Source organism: Actinoplanes sp. NPDC051475 (genome assembly GCF_040689425.1).
Lineage (GTDB): Bacteria > Actinomycetota > Actinomycetes > Mycobacteriales > Micromonosporaceae > Actinoplanes.
The window spans coordinates 289,562-308,227 of the sequence record NZ_JBFAZZ010000006.1; the positions used below are offsets into that span (position 1 = coordinate 289,562).

Genomic DNA, 18,666 nt, shown 5'->3' on the forward strand with positions numbered 1-18,666 from the left:
GAAGCGCGCGGCGCAATCCACCAATCGGGGACATTCGCCCCGAAAGGACTAAATTCCGAGGTGCTTGAGCGCCCGCTTCATGAGCGCGTCACGCTCCGCCGAGGTCAGCGTCTCCAGGCCGAAGCCGACGTACACGCTGTCGTCGGTGGTCACGGCCGCCCCCGAATCGAAAGCGAGCCGGCTGCGCGACCAGTCGCTGCTGTTGACCCCCGAGCCGGGCGGCGGGCCGGCCACCGTCCAGCCGCCGAGGTCGCTCTCGAACGACGTCCGCTGGGCCACGGTGCCGCCGATCTCGACCCGGGCGTCGTCCAGGAAGACACCGAGGCCCTGGGTGCTCCAGTCCGACATGTAGCTGATCGAGACCTCGACCTGCTTGCCCGCGTACGCCGCCAGGTCCGCGTCGAACTCCTTCCACCCGCCGCTGGAGCCGGTGGCGGCGTTCCACGTGCCGGTCGTCCCAGCCGGGGTGCAGTCCGCGCCCTGGTAATGGGCGAGGAACGGGTGCAGCCCGGCGATCTCGGACTTGCAGCTCTCCCCGGTGCCGGTGGTGGTCAGCCCGTTGGCGTCCGGCAGGGTCGTCCAGTCGTCGGTGCCCACCACGTGCGCCTCGACGAACATGAAGTCCCAGTCGGCCTCGACGTCGAACGACGTGCGGAACTTCAGGCGCGCGGCCTGGGCCCCGGTGAGGTCGATCGTCTTCGTGAGCCGCTTGTACGAGCTGTCCGCCCGGCCGCTCCACAGGTACCAGTCGCCGTCGTACGGGTCGTACGGCGCGGCGCCGGGCAGCTTCCAGTCGAGCGGCGCGGCCGAGTCGGCGAACTGCGGGAACTGCGCCGGCGGCAGGAAGCTCGAGGTGGCCAGGAACGCGGCGGTGTGACCGGCCCCCGGGGTGGCCGTGTAGCCGTCGAACTTGCCGGCCGTGCCGGCCACCGGGTACGGCTTGCCGTCGGCCCCGGTGCCGCCCTCGTCGACGTACGAGTACGCCCCCAGCCAGTACTGCTGGAAGTCGTTGAAGAGCTGCAGGCAAGCGGGGTTCTGCGGGTCGGTGCACTCCCCCGGCCCGTCCGGCAGGTAGCGGTACGAGCCGTTGGCGGCCTGGGCGTAGCCCGCGTTCTTGCCGGCCAGCAGCAGCTTGCCACCCTCGTTGAGGTAGTCACGCACCGCGAGTTCGGTCTCGAGCGCCGAGCGGGCCACCGTGCCGGCCGGCTGGCCGGGCGCCCGCGGGATGACGTCGTCGCCGGTCTCCCACACCACCGCGTCGTAGTGCGAGAGCACCCCCAGCGGGTGTGGCGCCTTGCGGCCGTGGGTGTCGATGTCATAGACGTCGGCCGAGTAGCCCGCCTTCTTCAGTGAGGCCACGTGCTCATCGGCATACCGGGCGCTGGTCGCGCCGTCGGTGGTCGCGGGCGAGACGCCGGTGACGTCCTCGGCGGCGAGGACCAGCACGTCCCCGCCGATCTTGTCGGCGACGGTGTAGGTGAAGTTCGCCGAGGTAATCCGGGCCGCGCCCTTGCGGGCGGTGAACCAGACCTTGACCTTGTCACCGGGACGGGCCCGGGGCACGGTGCCGCGGCGCTCGGCGAAGTACTTGTCGAGGACGTCGCCGTAGCGCTCGCCGCCCCGCCACTCGGCGGTGGGAACCGTACGCCCGCGGCCGCCGTTGATCGAGTAGTGCAGGGTGACGGCGCGCAGGCTGCGCTTGGCGGTCACGGCGACCTGCTGGCGGGAGCCGTACGAGGTGTCGAACGCGTCGACGGCCAGGTCGGGCGTGCTGCGGCCGACGGAGGACACCGGGTTGGCCGGATCCTTCGCGGACCGGGCCACCGACAGCGCGAACGGCAGGTTCTTGGCGAACTCGTCCTGGATCAACTTCTCGTCGTCCGGGAAGTTGAAGCCGCTCTCGCAGTCGGCCGGGTCCCACTGGTCGTCCGGGTCCAACCCCGAGATGGTCTCGCAGGTGCTCATCTCCGGAGTGAAGCCGATCGTGCCGGTGCGCACCTGGGCGTGGTAGTCGGTGTCGCCGTTGGTGGTGTACAGCTCGGCGGAGATGTCCGGGTCGTAGCCGGGCACCGCCGGGTGGGCGTCGTCACCGGCCATCGCGACCGCGATCTGGTCGTCCGGGCTCGGCGTGCTCACCTGCCACCCGACGCCGTAGAGCAGCAGCTCGGCGGCGGAGTGGTAGTTGACCAGGAACTCGAAGCCGACCCGCCGGAAGAGCGCGTCCAGGGCCTTCGTCTCCGGCTCGGAGTTGGGGCCGGTGCCGCGGTAGGTCTCGCTGGCCGGGTCGGCCGACGAGCCCTCGTTGTCGTAGCCCCACTTCTCCGCGAAGTTGCGGTTGAGGTCCACGCCGTCGCCCACGGCGATCTCGCCGTCGCCGTTGTTGTCGCGCAGGTTCTTGCGCCACAGGCGGTGACCCTCGGTGAAGGTGAAGTCGTAGCCGTCGGGGTTGGCGACCGGCACGAACCACAGCTCGGTGGTGTCCAGCGTCCTGGTGATAGTGGCGTCGGTGCCGTACCCGTCGAGGACGTGGTGCAGCAGCCGGCGGGTCATCTCGGGGGTGATCCACTCCCGGGCGTGCTGGCCACCGATGTAGACCACCGCGGGCCGGCGCCCGTCCCGCACGACACGCGCGTCGCGGGTCACCTTCACGGCCTGGATGGGTACGCCCTTGAGCGACTTGCCGATCGTGACGAGCTTGGCCAGCCGCGGATGACTCGCGGCCGTGGCGGCCAGTTCGTCCCGGATGCCGCCCGGCGCCGCATACGGCCGGAAGACCGTGGGCGCCTGGGCTGCCTCGGCCCGCATCCGGGCGGTGGCGCGCTTCGGGGTCAGGGGTACGCCGGCCGCGACGAGCCGATCGGCCTGGCGCCGGCCGAGGATCGTCTCAACGGCGATCTTGCCGTTCGTGGCGGCGGTCACCGCGCTCTCGTCGTGGTCGATGCCGACGGAGCGCAGTCGTTCGAGCTGCGCGGCGTCGAGAGTGCCGACGTACACCCCGAGGGTGTCGCCGGAGGGAGCCGCGGCGGCCGGCGCGATCCCGGGCAGGGCCGCAGCGGCCGCGGTTGCCAGGGAGAGTGCGCAGGCGGTCGCCCAGCGGGCAGGTGTCATGGTGAAGGGCCTCCATGGATGGGAAGGTCGTGAGTGGACCTTCGCCGCAGGCCAGGACGGTGTCAAGCACCGCGTTCAGTTTTCTCACAGGCGCCGCGGGCAGATTGAGAGCATGACTTCCGCCCTACGCTGGGGAATTGCAGCCGCAACGGTCAGTGTCGCCCTACTTACCGCATGCTCGGAGAAGGAGCGTTCTGGCGGTGTTTCCACCATTCCGCGGTCTTCGGCCTCGGTTGCACCGTCCCCGACCGGGGGCACGCCCGGCCTGGGCGCTCCGGAGACGGTGGCGACCGGCATCGAGACGCCGTGGGGCCTCGCCTTCCTGCCCGACGGCAGCGCGCTGGTCGCCGAGCGGGACAGCGCCCGCGTCCTGCAGATCTCTCCGGGCGGCGGGGCGCCGCGTGAGGCCTACCGGGTGCCCGGGGTCTCCGCGGCCGGCGAGGGCGGCCTGCTCGGACTGGCGGTGGGGAAGGACTTCGCGAAGACCGATTACGTGTACGCGTACCACACCGCGGAGCACGACAACCGGATCGTACGGTTCAAGCTCGGCAGCCGGGCCGCCCCGGAGGTGATCTTCGACGGGATCGACAAGGCCGGGATCCACAACGGCGGCCGGATCGCGTTCGGCCCCGACGGCATGCTGTACGCCGGCACGGGCGACGCCGGCGACCGCTCCGCCGCGCAGAACCCGGACGACACGAACGGCAAGATCCTCCGCCTCACCCCGGACGGCGAGCCGGCGCCGGGCAACCCGCGCAAGGGCTCGCCGGTCTGGAGCATGGGCCACCGCAACGTGCAGGGCCTCGCGTGGGCGCCCGACAGGACGATGTACGCGGTCGAGTTCGGTCAGAACCGCTTCGACGAGGTCAACAAGATCGAGCCGGGCCGCAACTACGGCTGGCCGGACGTCGAGGGCACGGGGAACGACAGCAGGTACGTGAACCCGCTGGTGACCTGGACGACCGACGAGGCCTCGCCGTCCGGGGCGGCGATCGCCGGCGACACGCTCTACGTGGCGGCGCTGCGCGGCGAGCGGCTGTGGACCGTACCGCTGGGCGGCGGCGACCCGGAGGCGGAGCTGTCCGGGCGCTACGGGCGGCTACGGACCGTGGCGGTCGCGCCGGACGGCGCGCTGTGGCTCACCACGTCGAACACCGACGGACGCGGGGACGTGCGCGACGGCGACGACCGGATCCTGCGGTTCCCCGCCCGGTGAGGGGGACGGACGGGGAACCGCAGGCCGTCAATGATTGTTCGGCGGCAGCATCGGCAGGCTGCTGATCACCTGGGCGTACTGGGCGATCTGCCGCCCGTTCGGCACCACGCCGAAACTGCGGAGCTGATCGTTGATGGCCTGCGCAACCGCATCCTCGGACTGGCCGCGATGCGTCTGCATGACCCTGTTGACCACGTAGTCAACGCGAAGCTGCATCTGCCAGCCACCGGGGCGTGGTAGCGCTCCGGTAGCCAGGCTCACTGAGGCGACGGGTTCCATGCCCTGAGTATCGGAAGCACGGTGCCACCATCGGAAGGTTCGGGGGCAGCGTGCAACCCACCTGCACCCGTGTCGCACCGGTTTCTCTCTCAGCACACCTATCACGGTTGCCGTTCAGTCACTCTCCGTGCCTCTTCGGGTTGTCGGTGGCCGGCACCTGTGTCGGGCGCCACCACTGCCAGAGCAGGAACAAACCGCCCAGCACCAGCATGGACAACCCCATCCAGAGGTTGATCCGTACGCCCTGGGCCTTCTCGATGTCGGTGTCCGAGTCGAAGATCCCGAGCAGGGTCACGATCACGCCGTACACCACGAACAGGCCACCGATCACCCGGCGGACGTCGAACAGGCGCGCGGCGGCGGACCGCTTCTCCAGGTCCTCGCCCTGGGTGAGCAGCTCGTCGTCGGGACGGTTCTTTTCCTCAGCCATCGCTCCCCCTCACCAGACCGGGATGTAGAACAGGAAGGCCAGGACGACGGCGATGCCGCCGAGCAGGGCCGGGTTGCGCCACCAGACCTTGTCGGCGGCGAGCACCGCCTCGCCGGAGGTGGAGCTGCCGGCCAGGCCGTAGACGAGGCCGCGCAGGTCGTTCTCGGGCTTCGGCCGGGTGACCAGCGTGACCACGACCGCGACCAGCACGGCAGTGCCAAAGGCCAGGCCGGCACCCCAGAAGCTCTCCTCGAGGTCGGAGTTGAACGTCACGACGTCGGCCAGGTAGAGCAGGTACAGCGTCAGCGATGCGCACGTGCCCAGCAGCAGGGACCAGAAGCCGGCCCAGGCCGACATCCGCTTCCAGAACATGCCGACGATGAAGGTGGCGAACAGCGGGGCGTTGATCAGGGAGAACAGCGCCTGGATGTAGTTCATGATGTTGTCGTAGCCGGCCGCGATGAAGGCGGTGCCGATGCTGATGATGATGCCGGCGATCGTCGCGATCCGGCCCACCCGCAGGTAGTAGTCGTCCGACTCGTGCTTGCGCACGTACGACTGCCAGAGGTCGTACGTGAAGACGGTGTTGAAGCCGCTGACATTCGCCGCCATGCCCGCCATGAACGAGGCCACGAGGCCGGTCACCGCGACGCCCAGCACCCCGTTGGGCAGCAGGTCGCGCATCAGCAGCGGGATCGAGTTGTTGTACGTCAGGTCCCCTGTCTTCGCCCCGAGCCCCTTGACGGTGACGATGGCGATCAGGCCGGGGATCACCGTGATGATCGGGATGACCAGCTTCGGGAACGCGCCGATGATCGGCGTACGCCGGGCCGCGCTCATGTCCTTGGCCGAGAGCGCGCGCTGCACCTCGGCGAAGTTCGTCGTCCAGTAGCCGAAGGACAGCACGAAGCCCAGGCCGAAGACGATGCCGATCCAGTTGGCGCCGAGCGGGTTGTCCGACCCGGCCGTGCCCTGCCAGGCGTGCAGGGCGGCGTCGCCGAGCTCGCTGGTGCGGACCGCGTCGAAGAGCCCGTCGATGCCGCCGACCTTCACCAGGCCGACGATGGTGATCGGGAGCAGGCCCGCGATGATCACGAAGAACTGAAGCACCTCGTTGTAGATCGCCGAGGAGAGGCCGCCGATCGTGATGTAGGTCAGCACGATCGCGGCGCCGACGACGATCGAGGCCCAGAGCGGCCAGCCGAGCAGCGCGTCCAGGATGAGCGCGAGGGCGTACAGGTTGACGCCGGCGATGAGCACCTGGGCGACGGCGAAGATCACCGCGTTGAGCAGGTGGGTGGGGCGGTTGAACCGCAGCCTCAGGAACTCGGGGACGCTGCGCACCTTGGAGCCGTAGTAGAAGGGCATCATCACGATGCCGAGGAAGACCATCGCCGGGACGGCGCCGATCCAGTAGTAGTGCAGGGTCATCAGGCCGTACTGCGCGCCGTTGGCCGCCATGCCGATGATCTCGAGGGCGCCCAGGTTGGCGGAGACGAACGCCAGGCCGGTGACCCAGGCCGGCATCGAACGGCCGGAGAGGAAGAAGTCGGCGCTGGTGTTGATCGCTCTTCGCGCGGCGAAACCGATGCCCAGGACGGTCGCGAAGTAGATCACGAGGATGAGGTAGTCGAATACGTCGAGATCGAGCCTGAGCCCGGGCCCCTCGGCCGCGAACACGCCCATGGGCACCTCCTGTGCTTTTCCCGGACGCGTCGTACCCGAGCCGAGGATCTTTCACACCTGGGCCCGATGCGATCGAATGTCATGTATGCCTACTGCCCTACCGCGAGCCCTGCTCGCCGCCCTCGTCGCCGTGCTGGCGGCGCCCGCGCCGGCCCACGCCGCACCCACCGCCCGGCCGTACGTGCGCGGCGGCGAGACCGTCCCCGTCTACGACTACGCCACCGCGATCCGGGAGAGCGTGTGGGTGCAGACCCCCGACGACGCCGACGAGGACGGCGTGCCCGACCGGGTGGCCGTCGACCTCGTGCGCCCGCGTACCGGGCCCGGCGTCAAGGTACCGGTCGTCATGGACGCCTCGCCCTACTACTCCTGCTGCGGCCGCGGCAACGAAAGCGAGCTGAAGGAGTACGACGCGAACGGCGTGATCAGCAAGGAACCGCTCTTCTACGACAACTACTTCGTGCCGCGCGGGTACGCCTTCGCTGCGGTGGATCTGACCGGCACCAACCGCTCCACCGGCTGCGAGGATGTCGGCGGCCGGCACGAGGTGGCCGGCGCGAAGGCCGCGATCGACTGGCTCAACGGCCGGGCACCCGGCTTCACGGCCGACGGCACCCCGGTGTCGGCCACGGCGTGGAGCACCGGCAAGGTCGGAATGATCGGCAAGTCGTGGGACGGCTCGATCGCCAACGGCGTGGCCGCCACGGGCGTCGAGGGCCTGGAGACCGTCGTGCCGATCTCGGCGATCTCGAGCTGGTACGACTACATGCGCTTCAACGGCACCCTGCGCGCCTCCGGCTACCCGCCGTACCTGCAGGCCGTGGTGAGCGACCGGATCGCGCAGTGCGCGGCGGTCACCGAGTCGCTGGCGACAGACAGCGAGGACGGGACCGGCGACTACAACGCCTTCTGGCGCGAGCGCGACTACCGCCCGTCGGCGCCCCGGGTGCACGCCAGCGTCTTCGTCGTGCACGGCGTCAACGACCTGAACGTCACCACGCCGCAGTTCGCGAAGTGGTGGGACGAGCTCGCGAAGCGCGGCGTGCCGCGCAAGATCTGGCTGCACCGGACCGGCCACGTCGACCCGTTCGACGTGCGGCGCGACGCCTGGGTGGACACCCTGCACCAGTGGTTCGACCGCTGGCTCCAGGGCCTGCACAACGGCGTCGACCGGGCGCCTCGCGCCACGATCGAGACCGCGCCGGGCGTCTTCACCGACGCCCGCGACTGGCCGTTGCCCGGCACCCGGCCGGTCGCGGCACGCCTCGGCACCGGGGTCGCCTCGTACACCGACGCCGGGCTGCCCGAGGACCAGGCGGTGGCCGATCCGGGTGCGCAGATGCCGGGCCGGCTCGCTTTCCTGTACGGGCCGCTCACCGCTCCCCTGCGCATCTCCGGCTCGCCGTCGGTGCACCTGCGCGTCCGCGTGGACCGCCCGACGACGCAGCTCACCGCGCGGCTGGTCGACTACGGCACGGCGAACCGGGTGCAGTACGACCAGGGCGAGGGCGTACGGACGCTGACGACCGAGTCGTGCTGGGGCGAGTCGACCGCCGCCGATGACGCCTGCTACTTCGACGTCGCCGAGCGGGTGGCCACGACGGACCACGCCGTGCTGACCCGCGGCTGGCAGGACGCCGCCCACCACGTGTCGCTGCGGTTCACCACGCCGCTGCGCCCAGGGCGGTGGTATCCGATCACGGTGCCGGTCAGCGCCTATGACGCCACCGTCCCGGCGGGCCACACCCTGGGACTGGTCCTGACCCAGAGCGACCCCGAGTACACCGAGGCCGCGAACACGGGCGCGACCGTCGAGGTCGACCTGGCCCGCAGCACGCTGGTCCTGCCCGTCGCCGGCCCCGCCACGCTGACGCCCACGTCCGCGGCGCCGCGTACCCGTAACGGCGTGACGGCCGAGAACCGCCCGGAGCGGCTCCTCCCCCAGAAATAGATGAAGTTGGATATAGTCTGAACTCATGCGGACGTTGTCCTTTGTGTTCGGTCTTGTGCTTACCGCGACCCCGCCGGCCGTGCCCGCCCCGGCACAGGCCGCGACCGATTGGACCGTGAGCGGGCCGGGCGGCGACGTGTCCGCCCGGCTCACCCTCGACGACACCGGCCGGCTCGGCTTCGGCGTCGACCGGCGGGGCGCCACCGTGCTGGCCCCCGCACCGGTCGGCCTCGCCACGGCCGAGGCCGACCTGACCACCGGCCTGAGCTTCGCCTCGCGCTCCGACCGGAGGGTGCGCGAGCGCTATACGCGCACCACCGGCAAGCAGCTCGTCCGGGACGTGACCCTGAGCGAGTCCACCTTCGCCTTCACCGGCAGCGGCGGGGCGCGACTGGACGTGGTGGTGCGGGTCTCGGCGGAGGGTGCGGCGTACCGCTATGTGCTGCCGAACGGCGGGACGGTGACCGGGGAGGCGTCGTCGTGGACGCTGCCCGCCGACGCGCCCGCGTGGCTGCTGCCGTACACGCCGAACTATGAGGACGTCCGCGTCCAGACGACTGCCGCGGCCGCCGCCACGGGTGACTACGGGTTTCCGTCGCTGTTCCGGGTGGGCTCGGACTACACCCTGCTCACCGAGTCCGACGTGGACGGGCGGTACGCCGGTGCGCGGCTGACCCATGACGCCGGCTCCGGGGCGTACCGTATCGAACTGGCCGACCCGCGCATCAGCGCGACCGGACGGCTGGCGACGCCGTGGCGGGTCGCGATCGTCGGCGACCTGGCGACGGTGACCGGGTCGATGCTCATGGACGACCTGGCCCCGCCGTCGAAACTCGCCGACACCTCCTGGGTCCGCCCCGGCATGGTCGCCTGGTCCTGGCTCTCGGAGCACAGCAGCCCGGCCGATCCCGTACGCCAGAAGCAGTACGTCGACTTCGCGGCGCGCAACGGCTGGCCCTACGTGCTCATCGACGAGGGCTGGAGCGCCGAATGGGTGCCCGAGGTGGTGCGCTACGCCCGAGCCCGCGGCGTCGACGTGCTGCTCTGGCTGCATTGGACCGACCTGGACACCGAGCAGGAACGGGACGCACGCCTGCCGCAGTTCCGCTCCTGGGGCGTCGCCGGCATCAAGGTCGACTTCATGGATTCCGACAGCCGGGCCCGCTTCCAGTGGTACGACGACATCCTCACCGCCACCGCGGCGCAGCACTTGATGATCAACTTTCACGGCGCCACGATCCCGCGGGGCATCCAGCGCACGTGGCCGCACGTGATGACGCTCGAGGCGATCCGCGGTGCCGAGCAGTTCCGCACCCGCGCGGCGACGAACACGATGTTCCCGTACACCCGCAACGTGGTCGGCGGCATGGACTACACGCCGGTGACGTGGGCTGTCACCGACCGCGACACCACGGACGCCCACGAGGTGGCGCTGGCGCTGGTGTACGAGTCCGGCTGGACCCACCTCGCCGACAAGCCGGAGACGTACGAGGCCCACCCCGAGGCACTACGGACGCTCAGCCAATTGCCGACCGCGTGGGACGAGACCCGCCTGCTGTCCGGTGCGCCCGCGCGCGAGACCGTGGTCGCCCGGCGCAGCGACGACCGCTGGTACGTCGGCGGCATCTCCGCCATCCCCGCGCACACCGTCTCCGCACCGCTCGACTTCCTCGGCGGCGGACGCTACCTCGCGGAGACCCTGCGCGACGGCGACCACGGCCTCGTACGCGAGAGCCGGATCGTGCGGCGGGGCGACACCCTGGCCGTGCCCGAGGCGGCGAACGGCGGGTTCGTCACGGTGCTGTGTGCGTACACCGGCGCGGCGACCTGCGACCGGCCGGTCCGCCGGGTCCCGGCGACGACACTCTCCCTCGATCCGGCGTCCACCGACGTCCATCCTGGAGGGTCGGTGACGGTCGAGGCGGTGTTCTCGCTTCCGGTCGGCGGCCCGATCACCGGCGTGAAGCTGGCGCCGCGGGCGCCGGAGGGCTGGACGGTGACCGGAGGCGCGGTGACCGACGGCAGCATGCGCGGCGGCGACTCGCTGCGCGGCTCATGGACGCTCACCGCGGGACCCGGCGTCGCCACCGGCCGGGTCGACCTCCCGGTGGCCGCGGACTTCACGTTCGCCGGCGACCCCGGTTCGCCCGGCAGCCCGGGCAAGCGGCCGGTCCACGTCGAGGAGGCGGTCCGGGCGCTCGTCCCGCCGGCCGATCCGGCCGGCACCCCGGCGGTCAGCGACCTGCCGTTCCTGAGCGAGAGCAACGGGTACGGCCCGGTCGAGCGGGACCGCTCCAACGGCGAGGCCGCGGGCGGCGACGGCAACCCGCTGACCATCCGCGGCACGGTCTATGCCAAGGGCCTCGGCATGCACGCCCCGGGTGAGGTCTCGGTCTGGCTGGGCGGGGCGTGCACCGGCTTCGCCGCCCAGGTCGGCATCGACGACGAGGTGGGCCAGTCCGGCTCGGTGGACTTCCAGGTGCTCGGTGACGGCCGCGCCCTGGCCGCCAGCGGCGTGCGGAGGAGCTCCGATCCGGCGGCGCCGCTTTCCGCCGACGTGACCGGCGTACGGATCCTGACGCTGCGCGCGACCGACGGCGGCGACGGGAAGAACTTCGACCACGCCGACTGGGCCGAGGCCCGGCTCAGCTGCGGCTCCTGATCAGCACCTCCACCCCGTCCAGGATGCGGGCCAGGCCGTATTCGAAGGCCTGGTCCGTGCCACCGCCGGCGGCACCGGCCAGCGCCGCGGTCAGCTGGGGGAAGCGCTCGCCGTGCTCTCGCAGGACCGCGGCGATGGCCGCGCTCATCTCCGCCTCGCCCACCATGGCGGCGGCCTGCTGGGCGAGCATGCGGCCGTGCCCGGCGAGCACGGCGATCGTGTCCAGCCGCTCGGCGCCGGTGAGTGGGAGCTCCGCGATCCGGGCCAATGCGCATTCCATCCAGCCCATCTCGTACGGCCCCAGCGGCCGCCGTCCCACCGTGGCCTCGATCGTCCACGGGTGCGCGAGGTAGCGGCCGAGCAACAGCCGGGACCACTCCTCCAGGGCCGGGCGCCAGCCGGACGCGGTCAGCGTGGGCGGCGCGCCGACGGCTCGCTCGACCATGACCGCGACGAGCTCCGCCTTGCCGGGCAGATAGCGGTACAGCGACATCTTCGTGTAGCCGAGATCGGCGGCCACGCGCTGCATCGACACGGCGGCGAGCCCCTCCGCATCCGCCACGGCGAGGCCGGCGTCGGCGATGCCCTCCAGCGTCAGAGCCGGCTTCGGCCCGCGGGTGGGCCGGGCCCGGCCACCCCACAGGAACTCGACCGTCATCGGTTTCCCCTTGCGCTCGGGCCAGAACTGTCTCTACCGTACACAGAAATAACTGATTCCATCGGACACAGTTCGGAGCCAACCGTGACCAGGACCGTTCTCATCTCCGGGGCGAGCATCGCCGGACCCGCCCTCGCCTACTGGCTGGGCCACCACGGCTTCCGGCCGACCGTCGTGGAGATCGCGCCGGCGCTTCGCACCGGCGGCAACGCCGTCGACTACCGCGGGCCCGTGCATCTCGGCCTGCTGGAGCGCATGGGCGTGCTCGACCGGCTGCGCGAAGTGCAGACCGGCGGCACCGTGATGCGTTTCGTCGACGAGCACGGCCGCACATTGATGGAGATGCCGGCCGGCTTCGCCGGCGGGGACCTCGAGGTGCTGCGGGGAGACCTGTCCCGGATCCTCTGCGAGGCGAGCGGCGACCGCACGGAGTGGATCTTCGGCGACACGATCACCGCCCTCGCCGAGACCGCCGCCGGGGTCGACGTGACGTTCCGCAGCGGGACCCGGCGCACGTTCGACCTCGTCGTCGGCGCTGACGGCGTGCACTCCACCGTGCGGCGCCTCGCCTTCGGCCCCGAGCGCGACTACGTCCGCCACCTCGGCTACTACGTCGCCGGCTGGGAGTTGCCCGACGAACTCGGCCCGGGCCGCGACACCCTCCACTACAACGTGCCCGGGCGGCTCGCGGCCATCGGCGGCGACAAGGCGTTCGTGGCGTTCTCGTCACCGGAGGAGATCGTCTACGACCGGCGCGACCAGGCCGCGCAGAAGCGGATCCTGCGCGACCGGTTCGCCGGGCTGGGCTGGGAGGTGCCGCGCATGCTCGCGGCCCTCGACGACGCGACCGACCTGTACTTCGACCAGATCTGCCGGGTCGACGTCCGGCCGTGGTCCCGGGGCCGGATCGCCCTGGTCGGCGATGCGGCGAGCGGCGCGACGATCGGCGGCATGGGCAACGGGACGGCCGTGGTCGCCGCATATGCGCTGGCCGGCGAGCTCGCGGCGGCAGGCGGGGACCACACCGTGGCGTTCCCCCGATACGAGGCCCTGGTGGGCGACTTCGCCCGGCGGGCACAGCGGGGCGGCGAGACCACCGGCCGGTTCCTCGCGCCGCGCACCGCACGCGGCATCCGGATGCGCAACTGGCTGCACAACCGGTCCTGGTTCATGGGCCTGACCATGAAGGTGGCCGGCGACCGCAGCTCGAAGATCGACCTGCCCGCCTGCACCGGGCTCAGCGCAGCTTCTCGACTGCCTCCACGGTGAGGTCGTCCAGGCCCTCGATGACGAGGCTCGCCAGCGCCAGCGCGTCGGCGGCGGGCGGATAGACGCCGTGCGGCACCGCGATGACCGCGAGTCCCGCCGCGCCCGCCGCCCGCAGTCCGTTGCTCGAGTCCTCGACCGCGGCGCACACGCCGGGGTCCAGCCCCAGACGCTCGACCGCGGCCAGATAGACGTCCGGCGCCGGCTTGCCGCGGGCGACCTCCTCGGTGGACAGCGTGGTCCGGAACGCGTCGCTCAGCCCGGCCGACTCCAGCACCTGATCGATGAGGATCCGCGCCGACGAGCTGGCGAGCGCGAGGGGGAACCGGTCCGCGAGCCGGCGGACCGCCGCCACCGATCCGGGGATCAGCGGCAGGGCCTCGCGGTAGCGCCCGGCCATCCGGCCCAGGACGTCGGCGGCGACCTCCTCGGGCGTACGCGGCACGCCGACGTCCTCGCTGAGGTGCCGGGACCACTCCCCGGTGCTCATGCCCATCATCCGGCTCTGGCTGTCGGGCAGGAACTCCCGGCCGTGCTCGGCGACGTAGCCGCGGCGGACCTCCTCCCAGACCTCCTCGGTGTCGATGATGACGCCGTCCAGGTCGAAGACCACCGCCTCGATCGTCACAGCGCCTCGATCGCGGGGATGACCTGCGTCTTCAGGGTCTCGATCCGGCCGAGGTCGGAGACGCCGGCGACCATGCCGTGCCCGACGGTGATCCCGAGCCCGGCGAGGCGGGTGAGGGAGGCGACGATCGCGTCCACGTGCTCCCCCTTCTCCCCCGGGTCGAGCCGGACCAGCGCCGTCTTCTCGATGTCGTCGTAGTTCCGGCCCTCGTTCTCGCAATGCCGCCGGAGCACGTCGAGTTTGTGCTCGAGCTCCGGGCTGTCGAAGAGGTTGCACGAGTCCGCGTACTTGGCCACGAAGCGCAGCGTCTTCTTCTCGCCACCGCCGCCGACGAGGATGGGCGGGTGCGGCCGGGACAGCGGCGCCGGGGAGTTGAGCAGCCGGCCGAGCCGGTAGTGCCGGCCCTCGTAGGGCTGCTCCTCGCCGTGGAACATGCGGTGGCAGATCTGCAGGGTCTCCTCCAGCCGCTCGAAGCGCTCGGCGGTCGGCGGGAAGAACAGGCCGAGCCCGCGCGACTCCTCCTCGTTCCACGCGGCGCCGATCCCGAGCATCGCCCGGCCGCCGGACAACACGTCCAGAGTGGTCACCGCCTTGGCGAGCAGCCCGGGGTCGCGATACGTCACGCCGGTGACCAGCGTCAGCAGCTTCGCCCGCCGGGTGTGCGCGGCGATGAAACCGAGCGCGGTGTACGCCTCGAGCATCTCGTGCTCGGGCGGCCCGACGACGCCGATCTGCCACAGGTGGTCCATGACGCTGATCCGGTCGAAACCGGCCTCGTCGGCGGCGGCGGCGATGTCCGCCAGCTGGGGGCCCAGCCGTGCCGCGCCGCCGGGCCAGGTGAAGTCGGCGATGTGCAGACCCAGTTTCACGTCAGGATTCCTTCCGTGGACGATTCCCCCCACGAACCCTACTGCCGCATCCGGTCCGGTTGACCGTACGTAACCAGTTGGTAAGTTGTGATCCGCCCCCGCAAGCCCCGCCGTCGAGGAGCCACCGCCATGCCTCCCTCGCCGCCACGCCCGGCGCCGTCCCACGCCGCGTCGTCACCCGTCGTGACCGTCGTCATCCCCGCCCTCAACGAGGAGCACAACCTCCCCCTGGTGCTCGAGAACCTGCCGCCCGTGGACGAGGTCGTCGTGGTGGACGGCCGATCCGACGACGACACCGTGGCCGTGGCGCGGGAGGTCCGCCCCGACGTCGTCGTGGTGCGCCAGACCCGATCCGGCAAGGGCAACGCCCTCGCGTGCGGCTTCGCGGCGGCCACCGGTGACATCGTCGTCACCCTCAACGCCGACGGCTCCGCCGACCCGGGCGAGATCCCCCGATTCGTCGACGCGCTGCTCTCCGGCGCCGAGGCCGCACACGGTTCGCGCTTCCGCTACGGCGGCGACCACCGCGACGCCCTGCCGGCCGAGCGCCTCGGGCACGCGGTCCTGAGCCGGATCGTCAACGTGCTGTTCCGGACCCGGTTCACCGACCTCAGCTGCGGTTACAACGCGTACTGGCGCGAGCTGCTACCGGTGCTCGACCTGCCCGGGCCGGACGTGCCCGGGCTCAAGCGCGGGCGGCTCGCCTGGGGCGACGGCCCGGAGGCCGAAACCCTGATCCCGATCCGGATGGCGACCCGCGGGCTGCGAGTGGTGGAGGTGGCGACGGTCGGCTACCCGCGGATCCACGGCGACCGGCCGCGGCGCCTGCTGCCGTCGGCGCTGCGGGTGCTGCGCACGGTCGTGACCGAGTACGTCCGCCGCTGGCGCCGCGTCCCGGCGGAGGCCACCCACCGCCCGGCGCCGCATCCGCGCTCCCTGACGCCCGAGCCGGGCGCCGAGCGGCCGACCGGCCGGCACGCCGCCCGTCCCATGCCCCCGCCGTCGCGGGTCCGGCGCCGCTCGGACCTGCGCGTCATCCGCGGCGAGGGCCGGGACAGGTCCTAACCCTTGACGCGGTCGCGAAGCCGGGGCAGGACTTCGTCGCCGTAGACGCGCAGGAAGCGGTCCTGGTCCGGGCCGGGCGCGTGGAACACCAGGTGCTTGAAACCCATGTCCAGATACTCGGCGACCTTCGCGGCGTGCTCGTCGGGGTCCGACGAGACGATCCAGCGGGTCACCGTGCGGTCGACCGGCAGGGCGTCCGCCCGGCGCTGCATCTCGATCGGGTCCTCCACACCGGTCTTCTCCTCCGGCGACAGGGCGAGCGCACCCCAGTAGTGGGTGTCGTTGCGCGCCTTCTCGAGGTCGGGATCGAAGGACACCTTCACCTCGATCATGAGATCGATGTCGTCCAGCGAGCGGCTCGCCTTCTCCGCCCCTTCCCGTACGGCCGGGAGCAGGGTGTCGGTGTAGAGCTCGTGGCCCTTGCCGCTGGTGGTGATGAAGCCGTCGGCGACGCGGCCGGCGAGACGGGTCGCGGCCGGGCCGGAGGCGCCGATGTAGATCGGTACCGGCTGCTCGGGCTTGTCGTAGATGGTCGCCAGCTCGGTACGGTAGTACGTGCCCTCGAACGTCACCCGGTCCTCGGTCCAGAGCTGCCGGATGAGCGCCACGGCCTCCTTGAGCCGGGCGAAGCGCTCCTTGCCGTCCGGCCAGGCGAGGCCCAGCGGCACTTCGTTGAGCGACTCGCCGGAGCCGACGCCGAGGATGACCCGCCCCGGGGCGAGGCAGCCGAGCGTCGCGAACGCCTGGGCCACGACCGCCGGGTGGTAGCGGAACGTCGGGGTCAGCACGCTCGTGCCGAGCAGCACCCGCTCGGTGCCGGCGGCCAGGGCGCCGAGCCAGGGCAGGGCGGCCGGGGCGTGGCCGCCGTCGTGCCGCCACGGCTGCAGGTGGTCGCTGACGAACACGCTGTCGAACCCGTGCTGTTCCGCGTCGATGCCGTAGCGGAGCAGCTCGCGCGGGGCGAACTGCTCAGCCGATGCCTTGTAGCCGAACCGAATCATGGTTCGACCCTATCCCGCGGCCCGGTACGCCTTCCCCGCCTCGGTCGGGGTGTCCGCGTCCTTGTAGAGGCCGAAATCGACGCTGTCGCCGACGGCGGGCAGGCCGAACCAGGCGTAGCGCTCGACGTAAGAGCGGGACTCCATGCCCTTGGTGCTGCCCTTGATGAAGGCCACCTCCCGGGCGGCGGCGGGGTACTTCGGGCTGCCACCGAAGTTCATCAGGCCGTACTCGGTGACCCAGATCGGCTTGCCGTACTTCTTGTGCACCGCGTCGACGTAGCCGAGGAACTGCCCGACCGCCGCGTCGCTGAAGTCCGAGCCGTACCAGTGCAGGGTGATGAAGTCGACGCGGAGGTTCTTCTGTCCGGCGCCCTTCATGAACCGGTCCAGCCAGCCGCCGTCCGTGTCGGCGCCGTACGCGACCGCCGGGCTGCCCAGCCGCATCCCGGTCGCCTGCAGCCTCGGCCACGCGGCAAGGGCGTCCTCGACCGACATGTTGGCCTGGCCCGCCATGTCCGGCTCGTTGTAGCCGAGCAGCACGTCGCCCTCGCGCTTCGCCTTCGCCAGCGTCGCGTCCGTGACGTTCGCCTTGCCCCAGATCATCGGCACGAATTCGACGTCGGCGGGACCCGGCATGGTGTCGTCGTCCGCCGACCAGTTGTAGTACCAGCCCGCGTTCACGTCGTCGAGCGCGCCCTTGATGCCGCCGAACTGCCAGGTGCCGACGCCCTTCTTCGCGGACGTCCCAGCCCGCGGGACCGGGGCGGGCGCCTTGGTCTTCTTCTTCGTCGGCGAAGGCTTGGCACTCGGCTTCGGCGACGGAGGCAGCGACAGTCCGGGAGCCGGCGCCCTCGTGGACACCACTGCGGCGTGGGCGGCCGGCTTGTCGTCGTGCACGTACACGACCGCGGCCGTGCCGCCGCCGGCCACGGCCCCGGTCGCCAGCATCGCCGTCAGCACCCGGCGGCCGGCTCCGACCGTACCCTTGACTGCGATCTTGGTCGCCAAGGCCTTGCCTGAGCCGCCCACGGCGTGCCCCCCGGCCGCCCCGATGCCGGCCAGGCCGCTGCCGAGGGCGTGCGGCAGGGGAACAAGCGCCATGCCGACCAGCAACTTCTCCGCCGCCACCAGGCCGGACCAGGCCGGGGAGCACTGCCGGCAGTCCCGGGAGTGGCGGGCGATGCGCTTGCGCCAGAGCGGGCCCGGCCGCCCGTCCCAGCCGGCGGTCAGCACGGCGAGCTCCGGGCAGGGCGGGGTGGCGGCGAGCGCCCGCACCACCACCCGGGCCGTCTCGAGCTGGCCCTTCATGCGCTGGATCCGTACGGCCGCGTGTTGCCGGGTGACCTCGGTGGCCTCGACGATCTCGTCGCGGGTCAGCTCGCCGGACGCCTCCAGCCACCACAGCGAGAGCAGCTCCCGGTTGTCCTCGTCGAGCCACCGGGTCGCCTCGGCGGTCTCCCGGCGCTGGCCGGCGAGCTCGAGCCGGGTGATCGCCAGGTCGGTGAAGTCGGCGCCGGGGTCGCGGACGTCGTCGGGCAGCAGCGCGTCCGGCGCGGCCCGGCGGGCCCGGTAGCGCTCGCGCACCTGACGCACGGTGATCGCCACGAGCCAGGCCCGGAACGCCTCGGGATCGCGCAGGTCGCCGAGGTTGCGCAGCACCCGGAGCATGGTGTCCTGCACGACGTCGTCGACGTCGGCGTGACCGTCCAGCGCCCGGCCGACGATCGTGTAGACGAGCGGCAGGTATCCGGCGACGAGGCGGTCGACCGCGGCCGGGTCGCCGGCGCGCGCGGCGACCACTGTCGCGGTGTCCGGTTGAAACGCCATGCGTGTGAGGACCCTCTCCT

Annotated in this window: 14 protein-coding genes; 5 read left to right on the forward strand and 9 right to left on the reverse strand. The window is 71.7% G+C overall.

Annotation, left to right across the window (positions count from 1 at the left end; genetic code table 11):
• Positions 1-48 precede the first annotated feature (48 nt).
• On the reverse strand, positions 49-3,108 hold the full coding sequence (locus AB0368_RS15215; RefSeq protein WP_366154458.1) for a M14 family zinc carboxypeptidase: 3,060 nt from the start codon (positions 3,106-3,108) through the stop codon (positions 49-51).
• Positions 3,109-3,391: 283 nt separating this feature from the next.
• On the opposite strand from AB0368_RS15215, the gene AB0368_RS15220 reads away from it, so the two are divergent.
• Positions 3,392-4,324 carry a PQQ-dependent sugar dehydrogenase gene (locus tag AB0368_RS15220; protein ID WP_366154459.1) on the forward strand — a complete coding sequence of 311 codons (933 nt, stop codon included), beginning with the start codon at positions 3,392-3,394 and terminating at the stop codon, positions 4,322-4,324.
• Positions 4,325-4,351: 27 nt separating this feature from the next.
• Here the strand turns inward: AB0368_RS15220 and AB0368_RS15225 are convergent, their stop codons facing one another.
• The 3 genes from AB0368_RS15225 to AB0368_RS15235 form a co-directional block, all read right to left on the reverse strand.
• Positions 4,352-4,603: a hypothetical protein gene (locus AB0368_RS15225; protein ID WP_366154460.1), complete on the reverse strand. Its 252-nt coding sequence runs from the start codon at positions 4,601-4,603 to the stop codon at positions 4,352-4,354.
• Between the two features lie 118 nt (positions 4,604-4,721).
• Positions 4,722-5,033 (reverse strand): hypothetical protein, encoded by a 312-nt coding sequence (locus AB0368_RS15230; RefSeq protein ID WP_366154461.1) that lies wholly within the window; start codon positions 5,031-5,033, stop codon positions 4,722-4,724.
• 9 nt (positions 5,034-5,042) lie between these two features.
• Positions 5,043-6,719: a sodium:solute symporter family protein gene (locus tag AB0368_RS15235; RefSeq protein ID WP_366154462.1), complete on the reverse strand. Its 1,677-nt coding sequence runs from the start codon at positions 6,717-6,719 to the stop codon at positions 5,043-5,045.
• 85 nt (positions 6,720-6,804) lie between these two features.
• Between AB0368_RS15235 and AB0368_RS15240 the strand changes: the two genes are divergently transcribed.
• Positions 6,805-8,670 carry a Xaa-Pro dipeptidyl-peptidase gene (locus AB0368_RS15240; RefSeq protein WP_366154463.1) on the forward strand — a complete coding sequence of 622 codons (1,866 nt, stop codon included), beginning with the start codon at positions 6,805-6,807 and terminating at the stop codon, positions 8,668-8,670.
• A 25-nt stretch (positions 8,671-8,695) separates the two neighbouring features.
• Positions 8,696-11,332 carry a glycoside hydrolase family 97 catalytic domain-containing protein gene (locus AB0368_RS15245; RefSeq protein ID WP_366154465.1) on the forward strand — a complete coding sequence of 879 codons (2,637 nt, stop codon included), beginning with the start codon at positions 8,696-8,698 and terminating at the stop codon, positions 11,330-11,332.
• Here the strand turns inward: AB0368_RS15245 and AB0368_RS15250 are convergent.
• Positions 11,316-11,990, reverse strand: a complete 675-nt coding sequence (locus tag AB0368_RS15250; protein WP_366154466.1) for a TetR/AcrR family transcriptional regulator — start codon at positions 11,988-11,990, stop codon at positions 11,316-11,318. The genes AB0368_RS15245 and AB0368_RS15250 overlap by 17 nt on opposite strands.
• 84 nt (positions 11,991-12,074) lie before the next feature.
• Here AB0368_RS15250 and AB0368_RS15255 point away from each other — a divergent pair, with 84 nt between their 5' ends.
• Positions 12,075-13,259 carry an FAD-dependent monooxygenase gene (locus tag AB0368_RS15255; protein WP_366154467.1) on the forward strand — a complete coding sequence of 395 codons (1,185 nt, stop codon included), beginning with the start codon at positions 12,075-12,077 and terminating at the stop codon, positions 13,257-13,259.
• Here AB0368_RS15255 and AB0368_RS15260 read toward each other — a convergent pair.
• Together AB0368_RS15260 and AB0368_RS15265 are read right to left on the reverse strand one after the other, a co-directional pair.
• Positions 13,228-13,884, reverse strand: a complete 657-nt coding sequence (locus AB0368_RS15260) for an HAD family phosphatase (RefSeq protein WP_366154468.1) — start codon at positions 13,882-13,884, stop codon at positions 13,228-13,230. The genes AB0368_RS15255 and AB0368_RS15260 overlap by 32 nt on opposite strands.
• A complete protein-coding gene (locus AB0368_RS15265; protein WP_366154469.1) occupies positions 13,881-14,753 on the reverse strand; it encodes an LLM class F420-dependent oxidoreductase in 873 nt (290 codons plus the stop codon). Before AB0368_RS15265 ends, AB0368_RS15260 begins: the two co-directional genes overlap by 4 nt.
• A gap of 129 nt (positions 14,754-14,882) precedes the next feature.
• Here AB0368_RS15265 and AB0368_RS15270 point away from each other — a divergent pair, with 129 nt between their 5' ends.
• Entirely contained in the window at positions 14,883-15,818 is a 936-nt protein-coding gene (locus tag AB0368_RS15270; RefSeq protein WP_366154470.1) for a glycosyltransferase family 2 protein, read from the forward strand.
• On the opposite strand, the gene fgd is transcribed toward AB0368_RS15270, so the two are convergent.
• Together fgd and AB0368_RS15280 are read right to left on the reverse strand one after the other, a co-directional pair.
• Positions 15,815-16,819: a glucose-6-phosphate dehydrogenase (coenzyme-F420) gene (gene fgd, locus AB0368_RS15275; RefSeq protein WP_366154471.1), complete on the reverse strand. Its 1,005-nt coding sequence runs from the start codon at positions 16,817-16,819 to the stop codon at positions 15,815-15,817. The genes AB0368_RS15270 and fgd overlap by 4 nt on opposite strands.
• Positions 16,820-16,828: 9 nt before the next feature.
• The gene (locus tag AB0368_RS15280; RefSeq protein WP_366154472.1) at positions 16,829-18,646 is read right to left on the reverse strand and encodes a sigma-70 family RNA polymerase sigma factor; all 1,818 of its coding nucleotides are present in this window, start codon (positions 18,644-18,646) and stop codon (positions 16,829-16,831) included.
• Positions 18,647-18,666 lie beyond the last annotated feature (20 nt).

Bases quoted from the DNA above. Each gene is read 5' to 3' on its own strand.
- AB0368_RS15215 (WP_366154458.1), bottom strand. From the start codon at position 3,108: ATGACACCTGCCCGCTGGGCGACCGCCTGCGCACTCTCCCTGGCAACC.
- AB0368_RS15225 (WP_366154460.1), bottom strand. From the start codon at position 4,603: ATGGAACCCGTCGCCTCAGTGAGCCTGGCTACCGGAGCGCTACCACGC.
- AB0368_RS15230 (WP_366154461.1), bottom strand. From the start codon at position 5,033: ATGGCTGAGGAAAAGAACCGTCCCGACGACGAGCTGCTCACCCAGGGC.
- AB0368_RS15235 (WP_366154462.1), bottom strand. From the start codon at position 6,719: ATGGGCGTGTTCGCGGCCGAGGGGCCCGGGCTCAGGCTCGATCTCGAC.
- AB0368_RS15240 (WP_366154463.1), top strand. From the start codon at position 6,805: ATGCCTACTGCCCTACCGCGAGCCCTGCTCGCCGCCCTCGTCGCCGTG.
- AB0368_RS15245 (WP_366154465.1), top strand. From the start codon at position 8,696: ATGCGGACGTTGTCCTTTGTGTTCGGTCTTGTGCTTACCGCGACCCCG.
- AB0368_RS15250 (WP_366154466.1), bottom strand. From the start codon at position 11,990: ATGACGGTCGAGTTCCTGTGGGGTGGCCGGGCCCGGCCCACCCGCGGG.
- AB0368_RS15270 (WP_366154470.1), top strand. From the start codon at position 14,883: ATGCCTCCCTCGCCGCCACGCCCGGCGCCGTCCCACGCCGCGTCGTCA.
- fgd (WP_366154471.1), bottom strand. From the start codon at position 16,819: ATGATTCGGTTCGGCTACAAGGCATCGGCTGAGCAGTTCGCCCCGCGC.
- AB0368_RS15280 (WP_366154472.1), bottom strand. From the start codon at position 18,646: ATGGCGTTTCAACCGGACACCGCGACAGTGGTCGCCGCGCGCGCCGGC.